The sequence below is a fragment of the Pseudomonas sp. 9_2_1 genome, assembly GCF_059295275.1.
Map to the genome: position 1 here is coordinate 2484882 of NZ_CM181239.1, position 24972 is coordinate 2509853.

23 protein-coding genes are annotated in these 24972 nt (G+C 66.7%); 20 read left to right on the forward strand and 3 right to left on the reverse strand.

From position 1 onward, the window contains the following. Positions 1-25: 25 nt before the first annotated feature. Together AC5O5I_RS11160 and AC5O5I_RS11165 are read left to right on the forward strand one after the other, a co-directional pair. On the forward strand, positions 26-1687 hold the full coding sequence (locus tag AC5O5I_RS11160; protein WP_494512584.1) for a DUF1302 domain-containing protein: 1662 nt from the start codon (positions 26-28) through the stop codon (positions 1685-1687). A 24-nt stretch (positions 1688-1711) separates the two neighbouring features. After that, a complete protein-coding gene (locus AC5O5I_RS11165; protein ID WP_172285551.1) occupies positions 1712-2944 on the forward strand; it encodes an NADH:flavin oxidoreductase in 1233 nt (410 codons plus the stop codon). 211 nt (positions 2945-3155) lie between these two features. On the opposite strand, the gene AC5O5I_RS11170 is transcribed toward AC5O5I_RS11165, so the two are convergent. After that, the gene (locus AC5O5I_RS11170; RefSeq protein WP_494512585.1) at positions 3156-3989 is read right to left on the reverse strand and encodes an alpha/beta fold hydrolase; all 834 of its coding nucleotides are present in this window, start codon (positions 3987-3989) and stop codon (positions 3156-3158) included. Between the two features lie 239 nt (positions 3990-4228). Here AC5O5I_RS11170 and AC5O5I_RS11175 point away from each other — a divergent pair, with 239 nt between their 5' ends. From AC5O5I_RS11175 to AC5O5I_RS11185, 3 genes are read left to right on the forward strand one after another with little or no spacing between them, the layout of a single operon-like run. Further along, complete coding sequence (locus AC5O5I_RS11175; RefSeq protein WP_172222720.1) at positions 4229-4963, forward strand: SDR family NAD(P)-dependent oxidoreductase; 735 nt, start codon at positions 4229-4231, stop codon at positions 4961-4963. A 14-nt stretch (positions 4964-4977) separates the two neighbouring features. Continuing rightward, positions 4978-5748, forward strand: a complete 771-nt coding sequence (locus AC5O5I_RS11180) for an SDR family NAD(P)-dependent oxidoreductase (protein WP_172285552.1) — start codon at positions 4978-4980, stop codon at positions 5746-5748. Positions 5749-5753: 5 nt separating this feature from the next. Next, positions 5754-6383, forward strand: a complete 630-nt coding sequence (locus AC5O5I_RS11185) for a nuclear transport factor 2 family protein (protein WP_172222713.1) — start codon at positions 5754-5756, stop codon at positions 6381-6383. A gap of 57 nt (positions 6384-6440) precedes the next feature. Here the strand turns inward: AC5O5I_RS11185 and AC5O5I_RS11190 are convergent, their stop codons facing one another. Both AC5O5I_RS11190 and AC5O5I_RS11195 read right to left on the reverse strand, forming a co-directional pair. Next, positions 6441-7631, reverse strand: a complete 1191-nt coding sequence (locus AC5O5I_RS11190; protein WP_494512586.1) for an acyl-CoA dehydrogenase family protein — start codon at positions 7629-7631, stop codon at positions 6441-6443. Beyond that, positions 7628-8788 carry an acyl-CoA dehydrogenase family protein gene (locus tag AC5O5I_RS11195; protein WP_172222706.1) on the reverse strand — a complete coding sequence of 387 codons (1161 nt, stop codon included), beginning with the start codon at positions 8786-8788 and terminating at the stop codon, positions 7628-7630. Before AC5O5I_RS11195 ends, AC5O5I_RS11190 begins: the two co-directional genes overlap by 4 nt. 223 nt (positions 8789-9011) lie before the next feature. Here AC5O5I_RS11195 and AC5O5I_RS11200 point away from each other — a divergent pair, with 223 nt between their 5' ends. The 15 genes from AC5O5I_RS11200 (at position 9012) to AC5O5I_RS11270 (ending at position 24934) form a co-directional block, all read left to right on the forward strand. Continuing rightward, positions 9012-9917, forward strand: a complete 906-nt coding sequence (locus AC5O5I_RS11200; protein WP_172222702.1) for a VOC family protein — start codon at positions 9012-9014, stop codon at positions 9915-9917. A 2-nt stretch (positions 9918-9919) separates the two neighbouring features. Then, positions 9920-10795: a CoA transferase subunit A gene (locus tag AC5O5I_RS11205; RefSeq protein WP_172222770.1), complete on the forward strand. Its 876-nt coding sequence runs from the start codon at positions 9920-9922 to the stop codon at positions 10793-10795. A gap of 12 nt (positions 10796-10807) precedes the next feature. After that, the gene (locus tag AC5O5I_RS11210) at positions 10808-11605 is read left to right on the forward strand and encodes a CoA-transferase subunit beta (protein WP_494512587.1); all 798 of its coding nucleotides are present in this window, start codon (positions 10808-10810) and stop codon (positions 11603-11605) included. A gap of 10 nt (positions 11606-11615) precedes the next feature. Continuing rightward, positions 11616-12533, forward strand: a complete 918-nt coding sequence (locus AC5O5I_RS11215; RefSeq protein WP_172222694.1) for an enoyl-CoA hydratase — start codon at positions 11616-11618, stop codon at positions 12531-12533. Next, complete coding sequence (locus AC5O5I_RS11220; RefSeq protein WP_172222689.1) at positions 12530-13654, forward strand: NAD(P)H-dependent flavin oxidoreductase; 1125 nt, start codon at positions 12530-12532, stop codon at positions 13652-13654. The genes AC5O5I_RS11215 and AC5O5I_RS11220 overlap by 4 nt, the downstream gene beginning before the upstream one ends. Further along, complete coding sequence (locus AC5O5I_RS11225) at positions 13651-14403, forward strand: enoyl-CoA hydratase family protein (protein WP_172222686.1); 753 nt, start codon at positions 13651-13653, stop codon at positions 14401-14403. Before AC5O5I_RS11220 ends, AC5O5I_RS11225 begins: the two co-directional genes overlap by 4 nt. Before the next feature lie 9 nt (positions 14404-14412). After that, positions 14413-15576 carry an acyl-CoA dehydrogenase family protein gene (locus AC5O5I_RS11230; protein ID WP_172222681.1) on the forward strand — a complete coding sequence of 388 codons (1164 nt, stop codon included), beginning with the start codon at positions 14413-14415 and terminating at the stop codon, positions 15574-15576. A 10-nt stretch (positions 15577-15586) separates the two neighbouring features. Continuing rightward, the gene (locus tag AC5O5I_RS11235) at positions 15587-16645 is read left to right on the forward strand and encodes an acyl-CoA dehydrogenase family protein (protein ID WP_494512588.1); all 1059 of its coding nucleotides are present in this window, start codon (positions 15587-15589) and stop codon (positions 16643-16645) included. 3 nt (positions 16646-16648) lie between these two features. Continuing rightward, entirely contained in the window at positions 16649-17800 is a 1152-nt protein-coding gene (locus AC5O5I_RS11240; RefSeq protein WP_494512589.1) for an acetyl-CoA C-acetyltransferase, read from the forward strand. 36 nt (positions 17801-17836) lie between these two features. Further along, a complete protein-coding gene (locus AC5O5I_RS11245) occupies positions 17837-18715 on the forward strand; it encodes an SDR family oxidoreductase (RefSeq protein ID WP_494512590.1) in 879 nt (292 codons plus the stop codon). Between the two features lie 41 nt (positions 18716-18756). Then, positions 18757-19542: an SDR family oxidoreductase gene (locus AC5O5I_RS11250; protein WP_172231233.1), complete on the forward strand. Its 786-nt coding sequence runs from the start codon at positions 18757-18759 to the stop codon at positions 19540-19542. Between the two features lie 10 nt (positions 19543-19552). Further along, a complete protein-coding gene (locus AC5O5I_RS11255; protein WP_172231230.1) occupies positions 19553-20023 on the forward strand; it encodes a MaoC family dehydratase in 471 nt (156 codons plus the stop codon). Between the two features lie 7 nt (positions 20024-20030). Next, a complete protein-coding gene (locus tag AC5O5I_RS11260) occupies positions 20031-21239 on the forward strand; it encodes an acetyl-CoA C-acyltransferase (RefSeq protein WP_494512591.1) in 1209 nt (402 codons plus the stop codon). A 345-nt stretch (positions 21240-21584) separates the two neighbouring features. After that, positions 21585-22571 (forward strand): WD40/YVTN/BNR-like repeat-containing protein, encoded by a 987-nt coding sequence (locus tag AC5O5I_RS11265; protein ID WP_172287402.1) that lies wholly within the window; start codon positions 21585-21587, stop codon positions 22569-22571. Further along, positions 22568-24934 (forward strand): efflux RND transporter permease subunit, encoded by a 2367-nt coding sequence (locus AC5O5I_RS11270; protein WP_494512592.1) that lies wholly within the window; start codon positions 22568-22570, stop codon positions 24932-24934. Before AC5O5I_RS11265 ends, AC5O5I_RS11270 begins: the two co-directional genes overlap by 4 nt. Positions 24935-24972 lie beyond the last annotated feature (38 nt).

Below are 24972 nucleotides of genomic sequence, written 5' to 3' on the forward strand. Positions count from 1 at the left end.
AACAATAACAATAAAGGAGAGCAGCATGTCTATGTCGAACCGGCTGGCGCAGGGCGCCGCCAGGGGTTTTGCCGGGCGCGGTTGGTTGGCCATGGCCGTTGGCCTGGCCAGTGGTGGCGTCTGCGCCGGGCCGACCCTGGAGCTGGGCGAGGACACCACCCTGGACTCATCGCTCACGGTCAACTACACCGCCTCGATGCGTACCGCCAAGCAGGCCAGCCAATACCTTGGCGACCTCAACAACGATGACGGCACGCGCAACTTCAAGCGCGGCGGGCTGATCACCAACCGGGTCAGCCTGTTCGGCGAATTGCGCCTGCGCCACGACAATATCGGCGCGGTGCTGCGCGGCAGCCACTTCTACGATGATGTCTACCACCAGCGCAACGACAACGACTCGCCGCAGACGGTGAACAAGGTCGGCCGCGCCGATGGCTTCGTCGAAGATACCCGGCGCCTCAGCGGCAGCAAGGCGCGGTTGCTGGATGCCTACGTGTATGGCAACTACCAGATGGGCGACACCCAGTACCTCTCGCTCAAGGCCGGTCGCCACTTGGTGGCCTGGGGCGAAAGCCTGTTCTGGGCCAACATCAGCCAGGGCCAGGCGCCGGTGGATGCCACCAAGTTCAACGTCCCGGGCACCGAAGCCAAGGATGCCTACCTGCCGGTGGGCCAGGTATCGTTGTCGTGGTCGCTGAACGAAGACCTGGCGCTGGTCGGGTTCTATCAGTACGAGTGGGGGAAGACCCAGCTGAACCCGGTGGGCGACTACTTCGGCAGCGACACCTTCGGCCCGGGTGCCGAATTCTTCCGGCTTGGCGCCGGGGTGATCGACAGCTTGCCGGACAAAAGCTTCACGGCGGTCAACTATGCCGGTGAGGTCAAGCCGCGCGACAGTGGCCAGTGGGGCATGGGTGTGCGCTACCGGGTCACCGAGAATACCGAGGTGGGGCTGTTTCACTACCGTTACCACGAGCGCGTCGGTTCGCTGTTTTTCGACTTCACCGGGCAGACCCGCTATTCGTCGAACGCGCGCATCAGCCAGCGCGCCAATACCGATGCGGCGCCCGCCTACCGCATGGGCTATTTCGAGGATGTCGAGCTGACCGGGGTCAGCTTCAGCTCCAAGGTCGGCGATGCCGTGCAGTACGCCGGTGATCTCAGCTACCGCGATGGTGCGTCGGTCTACCTCGACAACGGCGCCCCGACCACCGGGCAGATCTGGCAGGGCAACCTCAACGCCTCGTACATCCTCGGGCCGAGCCTGCTGGCCCAGCAGACCACCTTCATGGGTGAAGTGGTGCACCAGCACATTGCCGGTGTCGACACCTTGGTGGTGACCGGGGGCGGGCCGGGCGTGGATGGCCGGTTCGACAACTTCGAATCCGCCACCCAGACCCGTGGCTCGACGCTGCTCGGGGTGGGCGCGTACATGGATTACCCGTCCATTGCCGACGGCCTCGACCTCACCACCCGGGTGGTCTGGCAGCAGAACGTCGATGGCAGCGCCTACCAGGGCCTGGGCCGTGACGAGAAGCGCCTGACCGTGGGCGGTGATTTCAAGTACCTGGGCAACTTCCAGGTGGGCCTGACCTATGTCGCCTACCTCAGCTCCCCGGATGTCGCCCAAGGCCGCCTGTTGGCCGACCGCGACTATGTGTCGTTCAACGCCAAGTACACCTTCTAGCCCAAGCCGAGGATACCGTTCGCCATGAACCCGACCACGCCTGCATCGCCGTTCCGCCCCGTCAGCATCGGGCCGCTGACTCTCAAGAACCGCTTCATCAAGGCCGCCACCAACGAAGGCATGAGCACCCAGGGCGTGCCGTCGCGGCAGCTGGCCCAGTTGCACGGCAACCTGGCCGCAGGTGGCGTTGCCTTGACCACGGTGGCCTACTGCGCGGTCAGCCGCGATGGCCGCACCTTGCCCAACCAGTTGATCCTGGAGCGTGCGAGCCTGCCGCACTTCAGGGCACTGACCGATGCCGTGCACCGTGAGGGCGGGCTGGCCAGTGCGCAGATCACCCATGGTGGCTGCTTCACCTTCATCCGCGAGCGCTCCACTGCCAGGCCGTTGTCGGCCAGTGGCGGCTTCAACAAGATCGGCATGATGAGCGGCATGTTCCTCAAGCAGGCGATGAACGAGGCCGACATGCAGCAGGTGGTGCGTGATTTTGCCCAGGGCGCGCGGCTGGCCCGCGAAGCCGGCTTCGATGCCGTGGAAATCCACATGGGCCATGGCTACCTGCTCAGCCAGTTCATTTCGCCGTTGTACAACAAGCGCCGCGACCAGTACGGCGGCAGCCTGGAAAACCGCCTGCGCTTCCCGCGTCGGGTGCTGCGCGCGGTGCTCGATGCCGTCGGGCAGGAGCTGGCGGTGATCTGCAAGTACAGCATCACCGAAGGCGTGCGCGCGGGTAACAGCGCAGAAGACGGTGCCAGGATCGCGCAGATGCTGGAACAGGAGGGCGCACATTTGCTGGTGCTCAGTGCCGGCATGAACGCCGAGTCGATCACCACCATGTTCGGCTCGTCATTCCCCAAGGAGAACCGGGTGCAGCAGAAGAACCCGGTGATTGCCCTGGCGATGGCGATCCAGCGGCGCATGGACCCGGTTGTCGAGTTTCGTGAGCTGTACTTGCTGGAGCATGCGCGCAAGGTGCGGGCGGCGGTGAAGATGCCGCTGGCGTACCTGGGCGGTGCCAAGAGCCTGGCCAGCATCGAGCAGGTGATGGCTGAGGGGTTCGAGCTGGTGGCGATGGGGCGGGTGCTGATTGCCGAGCCTGATTATGTGAACAAACTGGCCAGTGGGGCGAGTTGCCAGTCAATTTGTACTGCGTGTAACCGGTGTGTGGCGATGATGTACACCCCGGGGGGGACCTCGTGTGTGTTGGGTCGGCCGGGGGATGCGCGCTTGAATAGCGAGCCGGCGGGGGTGGTTTGAGGTTTGGTTAGGCGGTGGGTTTGGCATTCAATTATCAGCGCTGTGGAGGTGTCCGCCACCACATCTTCAGCGTCTATGAGATCGAGCGCCGCGCAGGCGGCGCTCGATTTCACAGGCGCTGAAGATGTGGCAGCGAACACCTTCACAGGCGCTGAACATGTTGTGGCGGACACCTACACAGGCGCCAAAAACTCAAACGCGGGCACCCCCATCAACCATGCTGCAAAAAATCCACACAGCTACGGTTGAATAGCTCGCGGTGCTCCACCTGCACCCAATGCCCACAACGGTTCAGCACAATGAACCGCGCCTGCCGGGCACCATCGATGATGTACTGGGCGCCACTGACCGGGTTGAAATGATCGTTGCTGCCCCAGAACCCGAGTATCGGGCATTCGATTTCCCCCAGCCGCGCCCGCATGTTCGGCACCAGCATGGTGCTGAACAGGTTCTTCGGCTGCGTCTGCGCCACCGCCACCCGCTCCAGCAGCAGCGGCTCAGGCAGGATCGAGTCATCGAACAGCTGCAGGCGCATCATGCTGCGCATTTCCTCCAGCCCGATCGGGCCGGCGTTGAATACATTGACCATGTGCACGATGCCAGGCATCTGGAAATAGGTTTCGCGCTCCTCCACACCGCCCGGTGCCAGCAACACCAGGCGTTCCACCAACTGCGGATGGCCCAGCGCCAGGCCCAGGGCAATGGCACCACCCAGCGAGTTGCCCAGCACGGTGCAACGGTTGACGCCGATCTGCTGAAGAAACGCCGCGATACACTCGACGAAAAACGCCAGCTCGTAACGCACATCCTCAGGTTTGTCCGAACGGCCGAAACCGGGCAGGTCGAGCAGGATGTTGCGGTAGCCGGCCGCCGCCAGCACCGGGTAATTGCCCTTGAAATTGCTGAAGCCGCTGGCCCCCGGGCCGCTGCCGTGCAGCCACAGCACCACAGGGCCGCTGCCTTCATCCAGGTAGTGCAGGCGCAGGCCGTTGGCCAGGGTTGTGTAGTGCCCGGTGGGCAAGGGCACGTCGACAGGCTGATTCATGCTGTTCTCCAGGTTGCGCAGGGTTCAGGGTTGCATGCCAGGCGGGCCGCCACGCCGCCTGAAGGGGAAAGCCCGGGCCAGCCCGGCATGCGTCATCCGATCCTGGGCTGCGCCGGCAATGCTCACATCGTCCGTTCAGACCAGCCCGGCAGTGGGCGTTAGTCCTATCGGACGATGTGAGCCCGTGCCCGGCAGCCAATGATGGGGCGCACTCACGCGCTTCAACCAAGGAGAACGCTATGAAACTGCAAGACAAGGTGGCATTCGTGACCGGCGCCGGGCAGGGCATGGGCCAGGCCATCGTGCGCCGGTTCGTTGCCGAAGGGGCCAAGGTGGTGGCCGTCGACCTCGACCAGCCGGCCCTGGCCGCTGGCCTGGCCGACCTGGGCGAGCAGGTACTGGCGCTGGGCTGCAACGTCGCGGACGCAGCGTCGGTGGCAGACGCCATGGGCCAGGTCGAGGCACGTTTCGGCGGCCTCGACATCGTCGTCAACAATGCCGGTGTCGGTGCCCTGGACAGCTTTTTGGACACCCCCGACGACAGCTGGGCGCGGGTGATCGGTGTCAACCTCGGCGGTACTTTTCTGTGCTGCCGCGAAGGCGCACGGCTGATGCTCAAGGGCCAGCGCCAGGGGGTGCTGATCAACCTGTCGAGCACCGCCGCACTGACCGGCGAAGGGCCAAGCCACTACTGCGCCTCCAAGGCTGCAGTCATGGGCCTGACCCGCTCGATTGCCCGTGAACTTGCCGCGCAGGGTATCCGCGTCAACACCCTGGTGCCCGGCCCGACCAACACGCCGATGATGGCCGGCATCCCTGAAGAGCACATGCAGGCGCTGCTGAAGAACGTACCGTTGGGGCGCATGTGCGAAACCGACGAGATCGCCCGCGTAGCGGTGTTCCTGGCCAGTGACGATGCCAGTTTCATCACCGGCCAGAACATCGCCGTCAACGGCGGCATGGCCTTTATCTGACAGGAGAACAGCTGATGAGCAAACGTCTGCAAGACAAGGTCGCATTCGTTACCGGCGCCGGCTCCGGGATTGGCGCAGCGACGGCGCTGCGCTTTGCCGAAGAAGGCGCGCTGGTGGTGCTGTGCGGGCGCCGCGCGCAACCGCTGGAGGCGGTACTTGAACAGGTTGTGGCCGCGGGCGGGCGGGCCGAGGTGGCGGTGGCCGATGTCAGCGACGAGCAGGCCTATGTTGCCGCGCTGCAGGCCACCGCCCAGCGTCACGGGCGCCTGGACATCCTGGTCAACAACGCCATGGCCTACACGTGGGGCGGCATCGACAGCATGACCACCGCCGACTGGCACGCCAACTTCACCACCACGGTGGACGGCACGTTCTGGGGCACCCGCACCGCCATGCAGCTGATGCAGGGCAAGGGCGGTTCGATCGTCAATATCGCCTCCATCTGCGGGCTGTTCGGCACCGCCTGGATGGCCGGCTACTCGGCGGCCAAGGCGGCAGTGATCAACTTCAGCCGGGCTGCCGCCAGCGAAGGCGCAGCGCACAACATACGCTGCAATGTGATCATCCCGGGCGTGGTCGATACCCCGGCCACCGCCGGCATGCTGGGCGACGCCCGCGCCCGCGCCAACACCGAAAAGGTCATCCCCATGCGCCGGGTCGGCCAGCCCCACGAACTGGCCAATGCCATTCTGTTCCTGGCCAGCGACGAGGCGTCCTACGTGACCGGGGCCAGCCTGGCAGTGGACGGCGGCCGGGGTTCGGACCTGTACACGGTGCTGGAATGACCAGCATGGACAGCAGCGCCTTGCTGCAGCGCATCGACCGCCTGGAGTCGCTGGACGCGATCCGCCAGCTGGCCGGCAAGTATGCCCTGGCCCTGGACATGCGCGACATGGACGCGATGGCCAACTGCTTTGCCGAGGACGTGCGGGTTGGCCGCGACAAGCAGGGCCGCGCGCACCTGAAGGCCTGGCTGGACGAGACCATGCGCAAGCAGTTTCACGGCACCTCGCACCACCTGGGCCAGCACATCATCGAGTTCAGCGACCCCGACCACGCCACGGGTGTGGTGTATTCGAAGAACGAGCATGAAACCGGGCCGGAGTGGGTGATCATGCAGATGCTCTACTGGGACGACTACGAGCGTATCGATGGGCGCTGGTGTTTCCGCCGGCGCTTGCCGTGCTACTGGTACGCCAGCGACCTCAACAAACCGCCGATCGGCGGGCTGAAGATGCGCTGGCCGGGCCGGGAGCCGTACGCCGGCAGTTTCCACGAGCTGTTCCCGTCGTGGGATGCGTTCTGGGCCCAGCGCCCGGACAAGGACGCGTTGCCGCAGATTGCCGAGCCGGCGCCGCTGGAAGGGTTTCTGGCAGGGTTGCGGCGCGGGGCAGGGGACCCGAAGATCAGGGTCCGGTAAGGCGCTGCAAACCGGCGCCTTCGCAGCCTGCCGCGAAGGCGCCGGCTTGTGGATCGTTCAGCGGCTGCGCGGTTCGCGCGGCATGCCCAATGCCCGCTCGGCAATCACATTGCGCTGGATCTCGTTGCTACCGCCGTAAATAGTGTCCGAGCGGGTAAACAGGAACAGCGACTGCAACCGGCTCAACCTGTATGGCGCCGCTTCCAGCACCTCGCCGGCGTCGCCCAGCACGTCCATGGCCAGCTTGCCCAGCTCGGCATGCCAATTCGACCAGGCCAGCTTGTAGATCATCGCCTCGCGGCCGAGGTTGCCATCCTGCGGCCCCGACAGCATGCGCAGCGAGTTGTAGCGCAGCACCTTGAGCCCTGACCAGGCCTGGGCAATGCGCTGGCGCAGCAGCGGGTCGCCAGCGGCGCCATTGGCCTGGGCAATGCGCATCACTTCGGCCAGCTCGTTGTGGAACTGCATTTGCTGGCCAAGGGTGGATACGCCACGTTCAAAGCCGAGCAGGGCCATGGCGATCTTCCAGCCTTCCCCAGGCTGGCCGACCAGGTTGTCGGTTGAGGTCTGCGCCTGGTCGAAGAACACTTCGTTGAATTCACTGGTACCGGTCAGTTGCACGATGGGCTGCACGCGGATCTGCGCTTGCGCCATCGGCACCAGCAGGAACGACAGGCCATGGTGGCCAACGCTGCCGGGCTCGGTCCGGGCCAGCACGAAGCACCAGTCGGCTTCGTGGGCGAGCGAGGTCCAGACCTTCTGCCCGCTGATCAGCCAGCGCTCGCCTGCCGCATCGAGGCGGGCGCGGGTCTGCACGTTGGCCAGGTCCGAGCCGGCGCCCGGCTCGGAATAGCCCTGACACCAGAACTCGCGGCCCGCGCGTATACCCGGCAGCAGGCGCTGGCGTTGCGCGGGCGTGCCGAATGCCGCCAGGGTCGGCCCGACCAGGCCTTCGCCGATATGGCCCATGCGCCCGGGGCCGCCGGCCCTGGCGTACTCTTCATGGAAGATCACCTGCTGGCTGATGCTCAGCCCCCGGCCGCCATCTTCGGGCTGCCAGCCGACGCCTACCCAGCCCCCTGCGGCCAGCTCCCGCTCCCACGCTTTGCGTTCGTTCGGGAAGCTGTGCTCGTCGCCGGGGCCGCCGCGAAAGCGCAACGGCGCGAACTCACCCTGCAAATGCGCGGCCAGCCAGCCGGCGATCTCCTGGCGAAAGCTTTCATCTGCACTGCTGAAGCCGATTTTCATGCGTGTTCTCCGAACAATTGCGCGGCCAGGCGCTCACGGTGCCAGGCCGGGGTGCCGAGCATTTGCTCGCTGGCCCTGGCGCGCTTGAAGTAAAGGTGGGGGTCGTATTCCCAGGTGAAGCCGACACCGCCGTGCAGCTGGATCGACTCGGCTGCGCAGTGGAAGAACGCTTCGCTGGCGTGGGCCTTGGCCGTGGCTGCGGCGGCCAGCAGCTCGCTGCGCACGGCCGGGTCGCCATCGGCCGCCAGGCATTCACGGGCGACGCAGGCGGCATACCACACCGCAGAGCGGGCGCACTCCACCTGCAGCATCATGTCGGCGCAGCGGTGCTTGATGGCCTGGAAGCTGGCAATCGGGCGGCCGAACTGGCGGCGTTCGCTGATGTAGGCCAGGGTCAGGTCCAGTGCTTGCTGGGCGCCGCCAAGCTGTTCGGCGGCCAGGCCGATGGCGCCGATGCGCTGGGCATCGCGCAGCAACGGCCAGGCCTGGCCTGCTGCGCACAGCAGGTGCGCGTCGCCGAGGTGAACCTGGCGCAACTCGATGCACGCCAGCCGGCGCGTCTGGTCGAGGGTGGGCAGGGCAGTGCGCATCAGGCCGGGGGTGTCGGCCGGCACGGCAAACAGGCTGATGCCCTGTTCGCCGGTGCTGCCAGGGCTGCGCGCCGGTATCAGCAACAGGTCGGCCTGCGCGCCATCGATGACCTGGGCATGGCTGCCGTGCAGCCGGTAGCCGTCGCCATCGGCCACGGCCTGCACCTGCACCCGCGCGGGCTGCAGCGCGCACGCCAGGGTGGCGCAGGCCTGGCCAGCGGCAATGGCGCCCAGCCAGCGCGCCTGCAGCGCCGGGTTGTCGGCCAGCATCAGCGCCGGGGTGGCCAGGCAGCTGGTGGCAAACAGCGGCGAGCCGAGCAGAAAGCGCCCGCATTGCTCCTGCAGCACAGCCAGCTCGACAAAACCCAGGCCCATGCCACCGCAGGCTTCGGGGACCAGCAGGGCGGGCCAGTACAGCTCCTGGCCGATGCGCCGGCACAGTTCGGGGTCGTAGTCGTCGGCACGGCGCAGGGCCGCGCGCACCGCCTGCGAGTCGCTGGCCTGGGCCAGAAACCGCTCGGCGCTGTCGCGAATCATCAGCTGTTCGTCGGTGAAAGCGAATTCCATGGGTGGGTCTCTGTGGGCGGATGGATGCACCCCGTGCAGCCCGGGCAGCACAGCGGCCTCATGAGTCTATGCAGGCGCCGGATGGCGCCGAATCACTGAAACGGACTAGTCCGCCAGCCCGGCGCAGCGCGGCGGCTGCGTAGTCTCAACGGACGATGAGCGCTGGCGCGGGGCTTAGCACAATGTTCCCCAGGCAACGACTTGAGCCAGGAGGAACCCGGGCATGATCGACATTCGCGGTTTGAGCTACTTCGTCTCGCAGATCGAGAACCTCAGCCAGTGGCAACGCTACGCGGAAGATGTGCTTGGCATGCAAGTGCACGCGGCACCTGGCGGCGGCCTGTACGTGAAGATGGATGAGCGCCCGTTCCGCATGCTGGTGGTCGAAGGTGACGCCCCGCGCTACCTGGCCAGCGGCTGGGAACTGGCCTCGGAGCAGTCGTTCGTCCAGGCCCTGCAACACCTGGAGCGCCGCGGCGTGCAATGGCAGGCGGGCACCGACCAGGCCATCGAGCAGCGCGGTGTGCAGGCGCTGGTCACTCTCACCGACCCGTCCGGCAACCAGCATGAGCTCAGCTGGGGCCATCGCTCCGACTGCCAGCCGTTCGTGTCCCCACAGGGCGTACCGCGCTTCATCACCGGGGACATGGGGCTGGGCCACACGGTGCTGCCTGCGCCGCAGTTCGACGCCACCCTGGCATTCGCCAAGGACGTGCTCGGCTTCGGCCTGTCGGACATCTTCAACTTCCGCCCCGACCCGTCGGCCCCGCCCGTACGCATCCACTTCCTGCATTGCCGCAATGCCCGCCACCACAGCCTGGCCCTGGCCGAGTACCCGGTGCCGTCGGGCTGCGTGCACGTGATGGTCGAAGTGGACTCGATGACCGAGGTCGGCCGTGCCCACGACCGCCTGCAGGCCCACGGCGGGCAGCTGTCGGCCACCCTCGGCCAGCACTTGAATGACCGCATGACCAGTTTCTACATGAAGACGCCGTCCGGTTTCGACCTGGAATACGGCTATGGCGGGTTGCAGGTCGACTGGGCCGAGCACTCGGCCTTCGAATTCACCCGCGTGAGCATCTGGGGCCACGACTTCTCGGTCGGGCAGCAGCAAGGAGCAACATCATGACCCTGAACAAACAACTGACAGCCGCCGATGCCGTCGCCCAGTTGCGCGATGGCATGACCATCGGTTTTGGTGGCTGGGGGCCACGGCGCAAGCCGATGGCGATTGTCCGCGAAATCCTGCGCTCGTCCGTGAAGGACCTGACTGTGGTCGCTTATGGCGGGCCCGAGGTAGGCATGCTGTGCGCTGCCGGCAAGGTGCGCAAGCTGGTGTTCGGCTTTGTCACCCTCGACGCTATCCCGCTCGAGCCGTACTACCGCAAGGCCCGCGAGGCCGGTGAACTGGAGTTGATGGAGCTGGACGAAGGCATGTTCCAGTGGGGCCTGCGGGCGGCCGGCATGCGCTTGCCGTTTTTGCCCACCCGCTGTGGCCTGGCCACCGACGTGACCCGGCTCAACCCGGCCCTGAAAACCGTGTGCTCGCCCTATGACGACGGCGAGCTGCTGCTGGCGATGCCGGCATTGAACCTGGACGTGGCGTTCTTGCATGTGAATGTCGCCGACCGCCTGGGCAACTGCCTGGTCACCGGCCCAGACCCGTATTTCGACCACCTGTTCGCCCGCGCCGCCCAGCAGTGTTTCGTCTCGTGCGAGCGGCTGGAAGAGCGCCTGTCGCTGGATGCCGAGCAGGCCCGCGGCAACACCTTCGAGCGCTACCTGGTCACCGGCGTGGTGCATGCCCCGCTGGGGGCTCACCCGACCTCGTGCCCATCGGACTATGGCTGGGACCTGGAGCACCTGAAGCGCTACGTGGCCAGCAGCCAGGAAGAAAACGGCTGGCAGCAGTATGTCGAGGCCTGCGTGGCGGGTGGCGAGCTGGCCTATCAAGCGCACAACGGCGGTGCCGCGCGCATGGGCGCCTTGCCCCTACCTGTGTTCTGAGGAGTGCCAAGCATGTCTGCTACCTGTGATTTCACCCTGGCCGAGCTGATGATCGTGGCCGCTGCCGAAGCCTGGCGCGGTAATGGCGAAGTGATCGCCTCGGGCCTTGGCGTGATTCCGCGCCTGGGCGCCAGCCTGGCCAAGCTCAGCCATAGCCCGGAGCTGTTGATTACCGACAGCGAGGCGTTTCTGGTGGAACAACCCATCCCGCTGGGCCCGCGTGGCGAGTATGTCGCCCGCTACAGCGGCTACCTGTCGTTCGAGCGGGTGTTCGAGTGCGTCTGGGGCGGCCGCCGCCACGCGATGATCGGGCCGACCCAGATCGACCGCTGGGGCCAGACCAACCTGTCCTGCGTCGGCGACTACCACAAGCCCAGAACCGCCATGCTCGGAGTGCGCGGGCTGCCCGGCAACAGCATCAACCACCTCAATTCGTTCTTTGTGCCCAACCACAACACGCGGGTGTTCGTCAGTGGCGAAGTGGACATGGTCTCGGGCGTGGGCTTCAAGGCCGACCGCTGGCCGCAAGGCGCCCGCCGTGACCTGATGGACATTCGCCGGGTGGTCACCAACCTGTGCACCCTGGATTTCGAAGGCCCGCAGCGCGCCGTGCAGGTGCGCACCCTGCACCCAGGCGTGAGCTTCGATGAAGTCCAGGACAACACCGGCTTCCCGCTGCTCAAGGCTGCCCAGCTGTGCGAAACCGCGCACCCCAGTGCCGAGCAGCTGGAACTGATCCGCCACCTCGACCCCCATGGGCTGCGCGCGGCAGCGGTGAAGGGCAACCCACCTGGCATTCGCCCGGCCTGAGGATGTGAGCATGCACAGCAGCGACAGCCAGTTCGTCAGCCGCGAAGACAACGCGGTCTATGAAACCCAACACCCGGTGCTGTATGCGGTGGCCGACGGCATTGCCACGGTCACCCTCAACCGCCCTGGTTTCAACAACGCACAGAACTCGCAGATGACCTACGCCCTGGACGCCGCGCTGCGCCAGGCGGTGGACGACGACAGCGTCAAGGTGATCGTGCTGCGCGGCAACGGCCGGCACTTTTCCGCCGGCCATGACATCGGCACGCCCGGGCGTGACATCAATCGCCCGTTCGAACGCGCGCAGCTGTGGTGGGACCACACCAACAAGCCGGGCGGCGAGCAGCTGTATGCCCGTGAGCAGGAGGTGTACCTGGGCATGTGCCGGCGCTGGCGCGAGCTGCCCAAGCCGACCATTGCCATGGTGCACGGCGCCTGCGTTGCAGGCGGGTTGATGCTGGCCTGGGTCTGCGACCTGATTGTCGCCAGTGACGATGCGTTCTTCCAGGACCCGGTGGTGCGCATGGGCATTCCGGGGGTCGAGTACTTTGCCCACCCCTACGAGCTCAACCCCCGTATCGCCAAGGAGTTCCTGTTCTGCGGTGACCGCATGAGCGCCGAGCGCGCCTACCAGATGGGCATGGTCAACCGCGTGCTGCCGCGCGACCAGCTGGAGTCGGCAACCTACGCGCTGGCGGCCGGCATCGCCCGCCAGCCGCGCATGGGCCTGGCCCTGACCAAACAGGCCATCAACCACGTCGAAGACCTGCAGGGCAAGCGCGCGGCCATGGATGCCGCATTTGCCTGGCACCAGTTTGCCCATGCCCACAACGAGCTGCTGTCGGGTGACAAGCTCGGCGGCTTCGACGCCAAGGGCATGGCCCAGGCCAACAAGCAGGCCGCGCAGCCGGAAGGAGGATGCCTGTGAGCCGCTGGATGCACACGGCGCTGACCGAGGCGCTGGGCTGCCGCTACCCCATCGTGCAGACCGCCATGGGCTGGGTGTCGGACGCCAACCTGGTCATCGCCACCACCCAGGCCGGCGGTTTCGGCTTCCTGGCCGGGGCGACCCTGGCCGCCGATGCGCTGGAGGGCCAGATCCGCAAGGTGATCGAGGCCACCGGCGGCAGCAACTTCGGCCTGAACTTCCACATGTTCCAGGACAACGCCGCGCAGTGCGTCGACCTGGCCATTGCCTACCGCCTGCGCGCCGTCAGTTATGGGCGCGGGCCGGATGCGCAGACCATCGCCCGCTTCAAGGCCGCCGGGGTGCTGTGCATCCCCACCGTGGGTGCGCTCAAGCATGCCCTGAAGGCCGAGCAGCTGGGCGCCGACCTGATCACCCTGCAAGCGGGCGAGGGCGGTGGCCATACCGGCGGCGTACCGGGCACGATCCTGCTGCCGCAGGTGCTGGCGGCGGTGCGCGTGCCGGTGATCGCCGCTGGCGGGCACTCCACCGGGCGCGGCCTGGCGGCGGTGCTGGCTGCCGGGGGCAGTGGCATCGCCATGGGCACGCGGTTCTTGATGACCCGCGAATCGCCCACCCCCGCCGCCACCCTGGCGCGCTACCTGAAGGTGGCTGACCCGCAGCAGGTGCGGGTTACCACCGCAGTGGACGGCATGCGCCACCGCATGATCGAAAACCGCTTCATCAACCGCCTGGAACAAGCCGGGCCGTTCGCCCGCCTGCGCATTGCCCTGGGCAGCGCCTGGCAGTGGAAGCAACAGACCGGCATGAGCCTGGCGCACATGGCTACGGTGTTCCTGCGCGCCCTGCGTGAAGACCCGGCGGCGCTGGCGCAGGTGGTGATGGCCGCCAACCAGCCGGTGCTGCTGCAACGCTCGATGGTCGACGGCCTGCCGGACGACGGCATCCTGCCCAGCGGCCAGGTGGCAGCAGCCATCAGCGACCTGTTGACCTGCCGCGAGGTCATCGAAGGCATCGCCGCCGAAGCCGCGCAGTGCCTCGATGCCTTGCTTGCACGCTGCCCGGAGCACACACCGGCAGCCGTTGCCGACCGACTGGCCCTCACTGGAGAACGTTCATGACTTGCGCCTTTACCACCCAGATCGACCAGGGGATCGCGGAGCTTGTGATCGACAAACCGCCGGTCAACGCCCTGGACAGCCAGCAATGGCACGCCCTGGCCGCGCACATCAATGCCCTTGGCAGCAACCCCGAGGTGCGGGTGATCGTGATCCGTGCCGAAGGGCGGGGGTTCTGCGCCGGTGTCGACATCAAGGAGCTGGATGCACACCCGGAACGCATCGTTACCGTCAATGCCGGCAACTACGAAACTTTCAAGGCCGTGCACCGTAGCCCGGTGCCGGTGATCGTCGCCGTGCACGGCTTTGTGCTGGGCGGTGGCATCGGTATCACTGGCGCTGCCGATATCGTCGTTGCCGCCGATTGCGCGACCTTTGCCTTGCCCGAGGTTGACCGCGGTGCCATGGGCGGCGGTGCGCACCTGCAGCGGCTGTTCCCGGTACAGAAGGTGCGCTACCTGTTCTTCACCGGTGCCAGCATCGGCGCGCCAGAGGCCCAGGCCTACGGCTTTATCGAGCGGGTGGTGCCCAGGGCGCAGCTGCGCGAAACGGCGTTGGAGATTGCCGCCCGCATCGCCGCCAAGAGCCCGGCCATGATCCGCCTGGCCAAGGAAGCCCTGAACGGCATCGAGGACGGCAACCTGGAAGACAAATACCGCTGGGAGCAGGGCTTCACCCTGCAGGCCTACACCAGCCCCGACTCGGCTGAAACCCGTCGGGCGTTCGTCGAAAAACGCGACGCGAAGTTCTGAGGGCACGCCATGCAACTGACCTATACCCCCCAACAGCAAGCCTTCCGCGCCGAAGTGCGCGCCTGGCTGGCGCACAATATGCCGCGTGAACCGCTGGCCAGCTATGACACCCGCGAAGGCTTCGAGCAGCACCGTGCCTGGGAGGCCAGGCTGTTCGAAAGCCGCTGGTCGATGGTGATGTGGCCCGCCGAGCTGGGCGGGCGCGGCTGCGACCTGATCGAATGGCTGATCTTCGAGGAGGAGTACTACGGCGCTGGCGCACCCATGCGGGTCAACCAGAACGGCCAGCTGCTGCTCGGCCCCACGCTGATGGAATTTGGCACGCCCGAACAGAAGCGCAGGTTTCTGCCGCGCATGGCGGCAAGCCTGGACATGTGGGCGCAGGGTTGGTCCGAGCCCAATGCCGGCTCCGACATGGCGGCAATCACCAGCAAGGCGCTGCTGGACGGCGACCATTACGTGATCAATGGCCAGAAGACCTGGTCGACGCGTGCCACCTTTGCCGACTGGCTGTTCGGCCTGTTCCGCAGCGAGCCGGGCTCGGCCCGCCACCATGGCTTGTCGTTCCTGATGGTGCCGCTGAACGCACCGGGCGTGACCATTCGCCCGATCAAGGCGCTGAACGGCAAGGATGCCTTCGCCGAGGTGTTCTTCGACGATGTACGGGTGCCGGTGGCCAACCGCATTGGTGCCGAAGGGCAGGGCTGGCATGTGGCGATGGCCACCGCCGGGTTCGAGCGCGGGCTGCTGTTGCGCTCGCCGGCGCGCTTCCAGCACACCGCCCGCAAGCTGGTGCAGCTGTTCAAGGCCAGCCCGCACAGCGCAGCACGCGACCCGGGGCTGGGTGATGCAGTGATCGACTGCTGGATGGGCGCCGAGGCCTACGCCCTGTCGGCCTACCACACCGTCGGGCGCCTGGGGCGCGGCGAGCAGATTGGCGCCGAGTCGAGCATCAACAAGATCATCTGGTCGGAGCTCGACCTGAAAATGCACGAGACCGCCATGCGCCTGCTGGGCGCTCGCGGTGAACTGCTGGCCGGCGCCAGGCAGGCCGAGGACGCCGCCGGCTGGCTGGAAGGCTTCCTGTTTGCCCAGTCCGGGCCTATCTACGCCGGCACCAACGAGATCCAGCGCAACATCATCGCCGAGCGCATGCTCGGCCTGCCCAAGTAAGGACCAGGCCATGGACTTCACCTTTACCGATGACCAGCTGTCGTTTCGCGAAGCCATCAGCCGTTTCCTGATGACCGAGGCCGCCCCGGAGATGCTCCGCGAGATCTGGGAAACCGACGCCGGCCGCTCGCCGGACCTGCGCAACCGCATCGCCGCCCAGGGCCTGACCGCCTTGTCGGTGCCCGAAGCCGAGGGCGGGCTGGGCATGGACGATGTCGCCTGGGCCTTGATGACCCAGGAACTGGGCTACTACGCCATCCCCGATTCGCTGGCGGACACCGCCTATGTCGCCAGCGGCCTGTTGAGCGGGCTCGACCCACAGCACCCGGCGCGTGCGGCGCTGTTACCCCGCATCGCCGAAGGCAGCCTGCGCCTGGCGATCAGCCACCCGGTCAACCCGTTGGTCAGCGACGCCCAGCTGGCCGAGGTGTTGATCTTGCCGGCCGGCGATGACCTGCACCTGGTGCCGCGAGCGGCGGTGGATGTGCAGGCGCAGCCGAGTATCGATGCCTCCAGGCGCCTGGGTCAGGTCAGCTGGAACCCCACCGCGCAGACCCTGCTGGCCAGCGGTGAGCAAGGCCGCCGCCTGCAAGCGCAAATGCTCGACCGCGGCGCGCTGTCGGTGGCCGGGCAATTGCTGGGCCTGGCCCAGCGCATGCTCGACCTGTCGGTGGACTACGTGGCCCAGCGCAAGCAGTTCGGCAAGCCGATCGGCAGTTTCCAGGCGGTCAAGCATCACCTGGCCGATGTGGCGCGGCAGGTGGAGCAGGCCAAACCCGTGCTGTACCGCGCCGCTCATGGCCTGGCCAATGCCGAGCCGGGTGCTTCGGTGTGGGTTTCGCAGGCCCGGCTGGCCTGCTGCGAGGCCAGCTGGCTGGCCGCGCGCAAGGGCATCCAGGTGCATGGCGCGATGGGGTACACCTGGGAAGTCGACCTGCAGATGTTCATGAAGCGGGCCTGGGCGCTGGATGCGTCGTGGGGCGACCGCGGTTTCCACAAATCCCGTGTCGGTGCCTACCTGTTCGCCGACCACGCCCGGCTCGGGCCCGGGCATACCTTCGAGGAGTGAACCATGCCAGAGGCCTATATCGTCGATGCGCTGCGCAGCCCCACCGGCAAGCGCAAGGGTGCGCTGGCCGAGGTCCATGCCATCGACCTCGGCGCGCATGTGCTCAAAGCACTGGTGGCGCGCAATGCCGTCCCCGCAGAAGACTACGACGACGTGATTTTCGGTTGCGTCGACACCATCGGTGCCCAGGCGGGGGACATCGCCCGCACCAGCTGGCTGGCGGCCGGGCTGCCGCTTGGCGTGCCGGGTACCACCGTGGACCGCCAGTGCGGCTCGTCGCAGCAGGCGCTGCACTTTGCCGCCCAGGCGGTTATGAGCGGCACCCAGGACGTGATCGCAGTGGGGGGTGTGCAGACCATGACGCGCATCCCGATCGCCGCGGCGATGCTGGCGGGGCAGCCATTGGGCTTTGCCGACCCGTTTTCCGGCAGCGAGGGCTGGCGCAGGCGCTTCGGCGCGCAGCCGGTCAACCAGTTCTATGCTGCCCAGCGCATTGCCGAGCACTGGCACATCAGCCGCGAGCAGATGGAGGCGTTTGCCCTGGAGAGCCATCGCCGGGCGCTGGCGGCCATGGCCAGCGGCCGCCTGGACCGCGAGATCGTGGCCTGTAACGGCTTGCGCGAGGATGAAACCCCGCGCCAGACCACCCTGGCAAAGATGGCCGAACTGCAGCCAGTCGACCCGCAATATCCGTCTATCACGGCGGCAGTGTCGAGCCAGACCTGCGATGCCTCGGCGGCGTTGCTGGTGGTGTCGGAAGCTGCGCTGAAACGCTACGACCTGACCCCCAGGGCGCGCATTCACCACCTGACCGTGCTGGCTGACGACCCGATCTGGCACCTGACCGCACCCATTGCCGCCACGCGCCGCGCTTTGCAGCGCAGCGGGCTGCGCATGGCCGACATCGACCGGGTGGAAATCAACGAAGCCTTCGCCTCGGTGGTGATGGCCTGGAGCAAGGAACTGGACTACGACCCGGCGCGCACCAACGTCAACGGCGGCGCCATCGCCCTGGGTCACCCGCTGGGTGCCAGCGGCGCACGGCTGACCACCACGCTGCTCAACGAACTGGAATGCAGCGGTGGCCGCTACGGCCTGCAAACCATGTGCGAAGGCGGCGGCCAGGCCAACGTGACCATTATCGAGCGCCTGTGACGCGCAGCTTGTCAACCGTATGCAAAGGAGTGGGACATGGCGATATGTGAAGGCCGCACGGTGATCATCACCGGTGCCGGCGGCGGGCTGGGCCGTGCCTATGCGCTGGCGTTTGCTGGCGAGGGCGCGCGGGTGGTGGTCAACGATATCCGTGCCGAGGCGGCGCAGGACGTGGCCGGCGAGATCCTTGCCAGCGGTGGCCAGGCGATCGCCAACAGTGACGACATCACCACGCTGGACAGTGCCCAGCGCATCGTCGATGCCGCGCTGGCGGCGTTTGGCGAGGTGCATGTACTGGTCAACAACGCCGGGGTGCTGCGCGACCGCATGTTCATCAGCCTGTCCGAAGAGGACTGGGACCTGGTCATGCGTGTGCACCTCAAGGGCCATTACTGCCTGGCCAACATCCTTGGTCGACGCTGGCGCGACCTGGCCAAGGCCGGCACCCCGGTGGCGGCGCGCATCATCAATACCAGCTCCGGCGCCGGCTTGCAGGGCTCGATCGGCCAGTCGAACTACGCCGCAGCCAAAGGCGGCATTGCCGCGCTGACCCTGGTGCAGGCGGCGGAGCTGGCTCGCTACGGGGTGACGGCCAATGCCCTGGCACCGGCCGCACGCACGGCAATGACCGAGAGCGCCATGCCGGAGGTGGTCAAGGCACCGGATGACGGCAGCTTCGATGCCTGGGCGCCAGACAACGTCGCGCCGCTGGTGGTGTGGCTGGGTAGCGAAGCCTCGGCGCAGGTGACCGGGCAGGTATTCGAAAGCCAGGGCGGGCGGATTTCCCTGGCCGATGGCTGGCGCACCGGCACTACACAGGACAAGGGCGGCCGCTGGCAGGTACAGGAAATCGGCCCGGTCATCGCGCAGATCCTAAGCCAGGCGCCAGCGCCGCAGAAGGTTTGGGGCAGCTGAATGCCGCCCCTGAGCCACCCCCCACTTTTGGAGTGCCCCACGTGAAGCAAGCCCCTGCCTATGTACCCGGTCACCAGCTGCTGGCCGGCAAGTCGGTACTGATTACCGCCGCTGCCGGTGCCGGCATCGGTTATTCGGCGGCCCGGCGCAGCGCCGAGGAAGGCTGCCGGGCCTTGATGATTTCCGATGTGCACCCGCGTCGGCTGGAGGAGGCGGTCGAGCGCCTCAAGGCTGAAACCGGCCTGCAGGCCATTCACGGCCAGCTGTGCGATGTCACGGTCGAGGCCGACGTGCAGGCCTTGGTCGACCGCGCCGAAAGCCTGCTGGGCGGCGTCGATGTGCTGATCAACAACGCCGGCCTGGGCGGCCAGAAGACCGTGGTCGAGATGACCGACCAGGAGTGGCAGCGGGTGCTGGATGTGACCCTCACCGGTACCTTCCGCATGACCCGCGCCATGCTGCCGCACATGCAGCGCCGTGGCGCCGGCGCCATTGTCAACAACGCCTCGGTGCTGGGCTGGCGGGCGCAAAAGGAGCAGGCGCATTACGCGGCGGCCAAGGCCGGGGTGATGGCGCTGACCCGCTGCAGCGCCCTGGAGGCGGCCGAGCATGGTGTGCGCATCAATGCCGTGGCGCCGTCGATCGCCCTGCACGACTTTCTCAAGAAGGCCTCCAGCGAGGCGCTACTGGCCAGCCTGGCCAGCCGCGAAGCCTTCGGCCGCGCGGCCGAAGTCTGGGAAGTCGCCAACGTGATGATGTTTCTGGCCAGTGACTACGCCTCCTACATGGTCGGCGAAGTGCTGTCGGTCAGTTCACAGCAAGCCTGAGGAAACTGCCATGAGCCATACCTTCAACAGTGCCCAGGCCTTGCTGGCCGCCGAGGGCACGGAGCTGGGCTGCAGCGGCTGGCTGACCATCAGCCAGCCGCGTATCGACCTGTTCGCAGAGGCCACCGGTGACCATCAGTGGATTCATGTCGACCCGCAGCGTGCGGCGTCCGGGCCGTTCGGGGCGTGCATCGCGCATGGCTACCTGACGCAGTCGCTGGTCAACCTGTTCCTGCCGCAACTGCTGGTAATCGACAACCTGGCGATGGGGGTGAACTACGGCTGTGACCGGGTGCGCTTCCCGGCGCCGGTGCGGGTCGGTGCGCGGGTGCGTGGCCGTGGCCAGATCCTGCGCGCCGAAGCGCTGGGTGACAGCGTGCAGCTGGTGGTACGGGTCACTGTCGAGATCGAGGGCGAAAGCCGCCCAGGCTGCGTGGTCGACACCATCAGCCGTTACACCTTCAACCCTGTTGCCGAGTGAGCCTGTGATGGACATGAATGAAGCCGTTATCGTCGCCACCGCCCGTACTGCGCTGGCCAAGTCGTTCCGTGGGTCGTTCAACGACACCGAGGCGCCTGTGCTGGGTGGCCACGTGGTGCGCGCCGTGGTCGAGCGTGCGGGGGTCGAGGCCGAGGCCATCGACGATGTGATCATGGGCGCCGCCGTGCAGCAGGGGACCCAGGCCTACAACATCGGCCGGCTGTGTGCCTACACCGGGGGCTTGCCCGCCAGCGTGGCCGGCATGGCCGTGGACCGCATGTGTGCCTCGGGCCTGATCAGTATCGGCCTGGCAGCCAAGGGTATCGTCACCGGCGAGCTGGGAATCGCCATTGCCGGTGGCGTGGAGTCGCTGTCGCTGACCCAGACCCGGCACAAGAACACCTATCGGGCGCAGTCCCAGGCGGTGCTGGAGGTGATGCCGGATGCCTATATCCCCATGCTGGAAACTGCAGAAATCGTTTCACGCCGCTACGGCATCAGCCGCGCGGCCCAGGACGAGTACGCGCTGCAAAGCCAGTTGCGCACGGCGGCGGCCCAGCGCAGCGGGTTGTTTGACGAGGAACTGGTAGCCCTTGAAGTCGACAAGCTGCTGTTCGACAAGGAAGGCCAGCCTGCCGGGCATGAGCGGGTGCGGGTCGGGCGCGACGAATGCAACCGTCCAGGCACGCGGCTCGAAGACCTCGCAGCGCTCAAGCCGGTGTGGAAGGATGGCAAGTGGGTCGGCGCTGGCGAGTTTGTCACGGCGGGCAATGCCTCGCAGTTTTCTGACGGTGCTTCGGCCAGCCTGCTGATGAGCCGCGCCGAGGCGCATCGGCGTGGCCTTGCGCCGCTGGGCATCTACCGGGGCATTGCCGTGGCCGGCTGCGCGCCGCAGGAGATGGGCATCGGGCCGGTGCTGGCGGTGCCCAGGCTGCTCAAGCGCTTCGGGCTGACAGTGGCGGATATCGGCCTATGGGAGATCAACGAGGCGTTTGCCTGCCAGGTGCTGCATTGCCGTGACGCTCTGGGTATTGCGCCGGACCGGCTCAACGTGAATGGCGGGGCCATTGCCATTGGCCATCCGTTTGGCATGTCGGGGGCGCGGATGGTCGGGCATGCCCTGCTCGAAGGACGTCGGCGCGGGGTTCGGTATGTGGTGGTGGCGATGTGTATTGGTGGCGGGATGGGGGCGGCGGGGTTGTTTGAGCTGCCCTAGGCTGCCGGGCTTTCACAGGTGCAGCGCGGGTGTTGAGCCGGGCGCGGGCGTTGTGGGGCAAATTGCACGAGGGCTGACAGGTGCTTGCCGCAGCATTTGCAGCGCCTGTGAGATCGAGCGCCGCCCGGGCGGCGCTTCGCGGGTGTCCGCCACGACAGATTCATCGCCTGTGAAATCGAGCGCCGCCCGGGCGGCGCTTCGCGGGTGAACCCGCTCCCACATTTGTCTAGGCCATTTGGACGATGTACCCCAGGCCAAGGCCACCGGATCATCCCCGGCACAATTCTAAAAGGATGCCCCCATGAATCCCGCCACGTGCCTGCCGCTGTCGCCCCGGAGCCCGTCATGCGCCAGCTGACCGCATACGCCATGAGCGCCCTGGTGATCGCCGCCGTCGCCTTCGCCTTCGCGCCACGCCAACCCGCCCCTTTGGCCGTGACCCAGATCCTCGCCGACCGAGTCCAGGTCAATGCACTGGTCAGCACCCCGCAACGGCTGATTGCCGTGGGCGAGCGTGGCACCTTGCTCAGCAGCGATGACAACGGCCGCAGCTGGCAAGCCAGCCAGGTCGGCGCGGGCCGCGATGCGACCCTGACCGGTGTAATCGCCCTGAGCCCGGAGGTGCTGATTGCGGTAGGCCACGATGGCTGGATCCTGCGCTCGGACGATGGCGGCCAAAGCTGGCAAGAGCGCCACCATGATGCCGACCTGGGTGAGCCCCTGCTTGGCGTGTGGAGCGCTGATGGCCAACAGGTGGTGGCCTACGGCAGTTACGGCAAGTTCCTGGTCTCCAGCGATGCCGGCGAACACTGGACAGCGCGGGAGATGCCCGGCGATGGCGCGCATTTCAACGGCCTGGACGGCGGCACCGACGGCCGTCAGCTGCTGGTGGGCGAGCAAGGGCTGGTGCTGCGCTCCAGCGATGGCGGTCAGCACTGGCAGCAACTGCCAGCGTTCTACAACGGTTCGCTGTTCGGCGTGGTGCGGCTGTCAGCCTCGCGCTGGCTGGCCTATGGCATGCGCGGGCATGTCTACGTCAGTGGCGATTTCGGCGACAGCTGGCAACGCATCGATGTCGGCAGCAGCCAGCCAATCTACGGCCATGCGCAGCTGCCAGAGGGGGCGGGGCTGGTGCTGGTTGGGGCCGGCAGCAGGCTGATCCGTCTGGATGGGCAAGGCAAGCTGGTGGCAGTCGACCAGCGCAGTGGCCTCGGCACACTGACCTCGGCGGTGGGGCTCAACCCGCGCCACTTGCTGGTCGCCGGTGAAAAAGGCGTATCGCAGGGCGCGCAGCAGCGGGTGGCCAGCACCGGCATGGAGCAGCAACCATGAGCAACAGCTTGAGCGAGCGTTGCGTGCACGCCTGTGCAGCCCGACTGTTCCGAGGCCGACGCGTCTGGCTGGGAGTGTTCCTGCTGGTGACCCTGGCCCTGGGCTACAGCGCCACCCAGGTGCGCCTGGACCCGGGTTTCAACAAGCAGATCCCGGTCCGCCACGACTACATGGTCAACTTTCTCGACTTCAGCCGGGTGTTTACCGGTGCCAACCGTTTGCTGGTGAACGTGCGCTGGAAGGGCGAGGGCGACCTCTACAACCCCGAGTTCCTCAAGGTGCTGCAACAGGTCACCGATGATGTGTTTTTCATCGAGGGTATCAGCCGGCCAAGTGTTACTTCGTTGTTCACCCCCAATGTGCGCTATGTGGAGGTCACCGAGGACGGCTTCGTCGGTGACCTGGTGGTGCCGCCCCAGTACGCCGGCACCCCGCAGGACCTGCAGAAGGTGCGCAGCAATGCGGCGCGGGCCGGCCAGGTGGGGCGCCTGCTGGCCAACGACCAGCGATCGGCACTGGTGCGCGCCGACCTGCAGGACAGCGACCCGCGCAGTGGTCAGCCGGTGTCGTACGTGGAGGTCGCCAAGCGCCTGGAGCAGATCCGCGAGCGCTACAACAGCCCGAACATCGAGATCAACGTGGTGGGCTTTGCCAAGCTGGTCGGCGATGTGGTGGAGGGCCTGGATACGGTGTTGCTGTTCTTCGTCGTGGCCTTTGTCATCACCGCCTTGCTGCTCTGGGCCTACACGCGCTCGCTGGTGATGAGCTGTGTCGCCCTCCTGGTGGCGTTGCTGCCGGTGGTCTGGTTGCTGGGGTTGCTGCCGTTGCTGGGGCTGGGTATCGACCCGATGTCGGTGCTGGTGCCGTTCCTGATTTTCTCGATTGGCGTATCGCATGCGGTACAGATGACCAACGCCTGGAAGCAGGAGGTGGTAGCCGGCGAATCGGCGCAACAGGCGGCGTATGCCGCGTTCTGCAAGATCTTCATCCCCGGTTCGCTGGCCCTGCTGATGAACGCCCTGGGTTTTGCGGTGATCATGCTGATCGATATTCCCATCGTCCACGAACTGGGGGTAACCGCCTGCCTTGGGGTGATGCTGATGATCGTCACCAACAAGATGCTGCTGCCACTGGTGCTGGCATGCCTGCCCGTGGGCGGCCAAGGCACCGCGCAGCCAGCACCCGCCAGTGCGCGCCATGGCCTGTGGTGGAAGCTGTCGGCGGTTGCCGAACCCGGCCCGGCGCTGCTGGTGTTCGCCGTCAGCCTGGTGCTGCTGGGCCTGGGCGTGGTCAAGGCGCGCGAGTTGGCGGTGGGCGATATCGGGTCGGGTGCCCCGGAGCTGCGCGCCGATTCGCGCTACAACCTGGATAACCAGCGCATCATCAGCAGTTACTCGATCGGCCTGGACGTGCTGGCGGTGTTCGTCCAGAGCCACGGCATCGACGAGGCCTGCCTGAACCCGGCCGTGATGCGTGCCGTGGAGGCGTTCGACTTCCAGATGCGCCATGTCGCCGGTGTGCAGTCGGTGCAGAGCGTGGCCGGCATGGGCAAGGAAATGATCGCCGGCAACAATGAAGGCAACCCGCGCTGGGCTGCCATACCCGGCTCTGCGCGCGGGTTGCAGCAGGGGTCGATGGCCTACACGGCGGATGCCGGGCTGGTCACCGAGGGTTGCCGCCGCATGCAGATACTGGTGTTTCTCAATGACCACGAGGGCGCCACTGTGGCCCATGTGGTCAACGAGGCCCGGCGCGTCATCGGTCCCCTGCAATCGTCGGCGGTATCGTTCCACCTGGCGGGCGGCAACGTCGGGGTGATGGCCGCTGCCAACGAGGCGGTCAAGCATGCCGAGGTGTGGATGCTGGCCGCGCTGTTCTGCTCGGTCGTGCTGTTCTGCCTGGTGACCTTCCGCTCGTTGTCGGCGGTGTTGTGCATCGTCGTGCCGCTGGGCATCGTGGCAGTGCTGTGCAATGCCCTGATGGCGCTGCTGGGCATCGGCCTGAAGGTCGCCACTTTGCCGGTCATGGCGCTGGGGGTTGGCGTGGGAGTGGATTACGGCATCTACCTGTACGAGCGTATCCAGCACGAAATGGCCCATGGGCAAGACCTGCGCAACGCCTTCTACCGCGCCATGTGCCAGCGCGGTACGGCAGCGGTGTTCACGGCCGTGACCATGTCGATCGGGGTGGGTACCTGGGCGTTCGCGCCGCTCAAGCTGCAGGCCGACATGGGCATACTGCTGGCGTTCATGTTCCTGGTGAACGTGTTCGGGGCGATCTTCCTGCTACCGGCGCTGGCGGCCTGGTTCGACCGCGCCAAACCGTTGCCGGGCGGTGTGCCGGCCCACGCCAACCCGGCTTGACCCACCACTACGACAATAATGCTGCGGGCCGGCGGCAT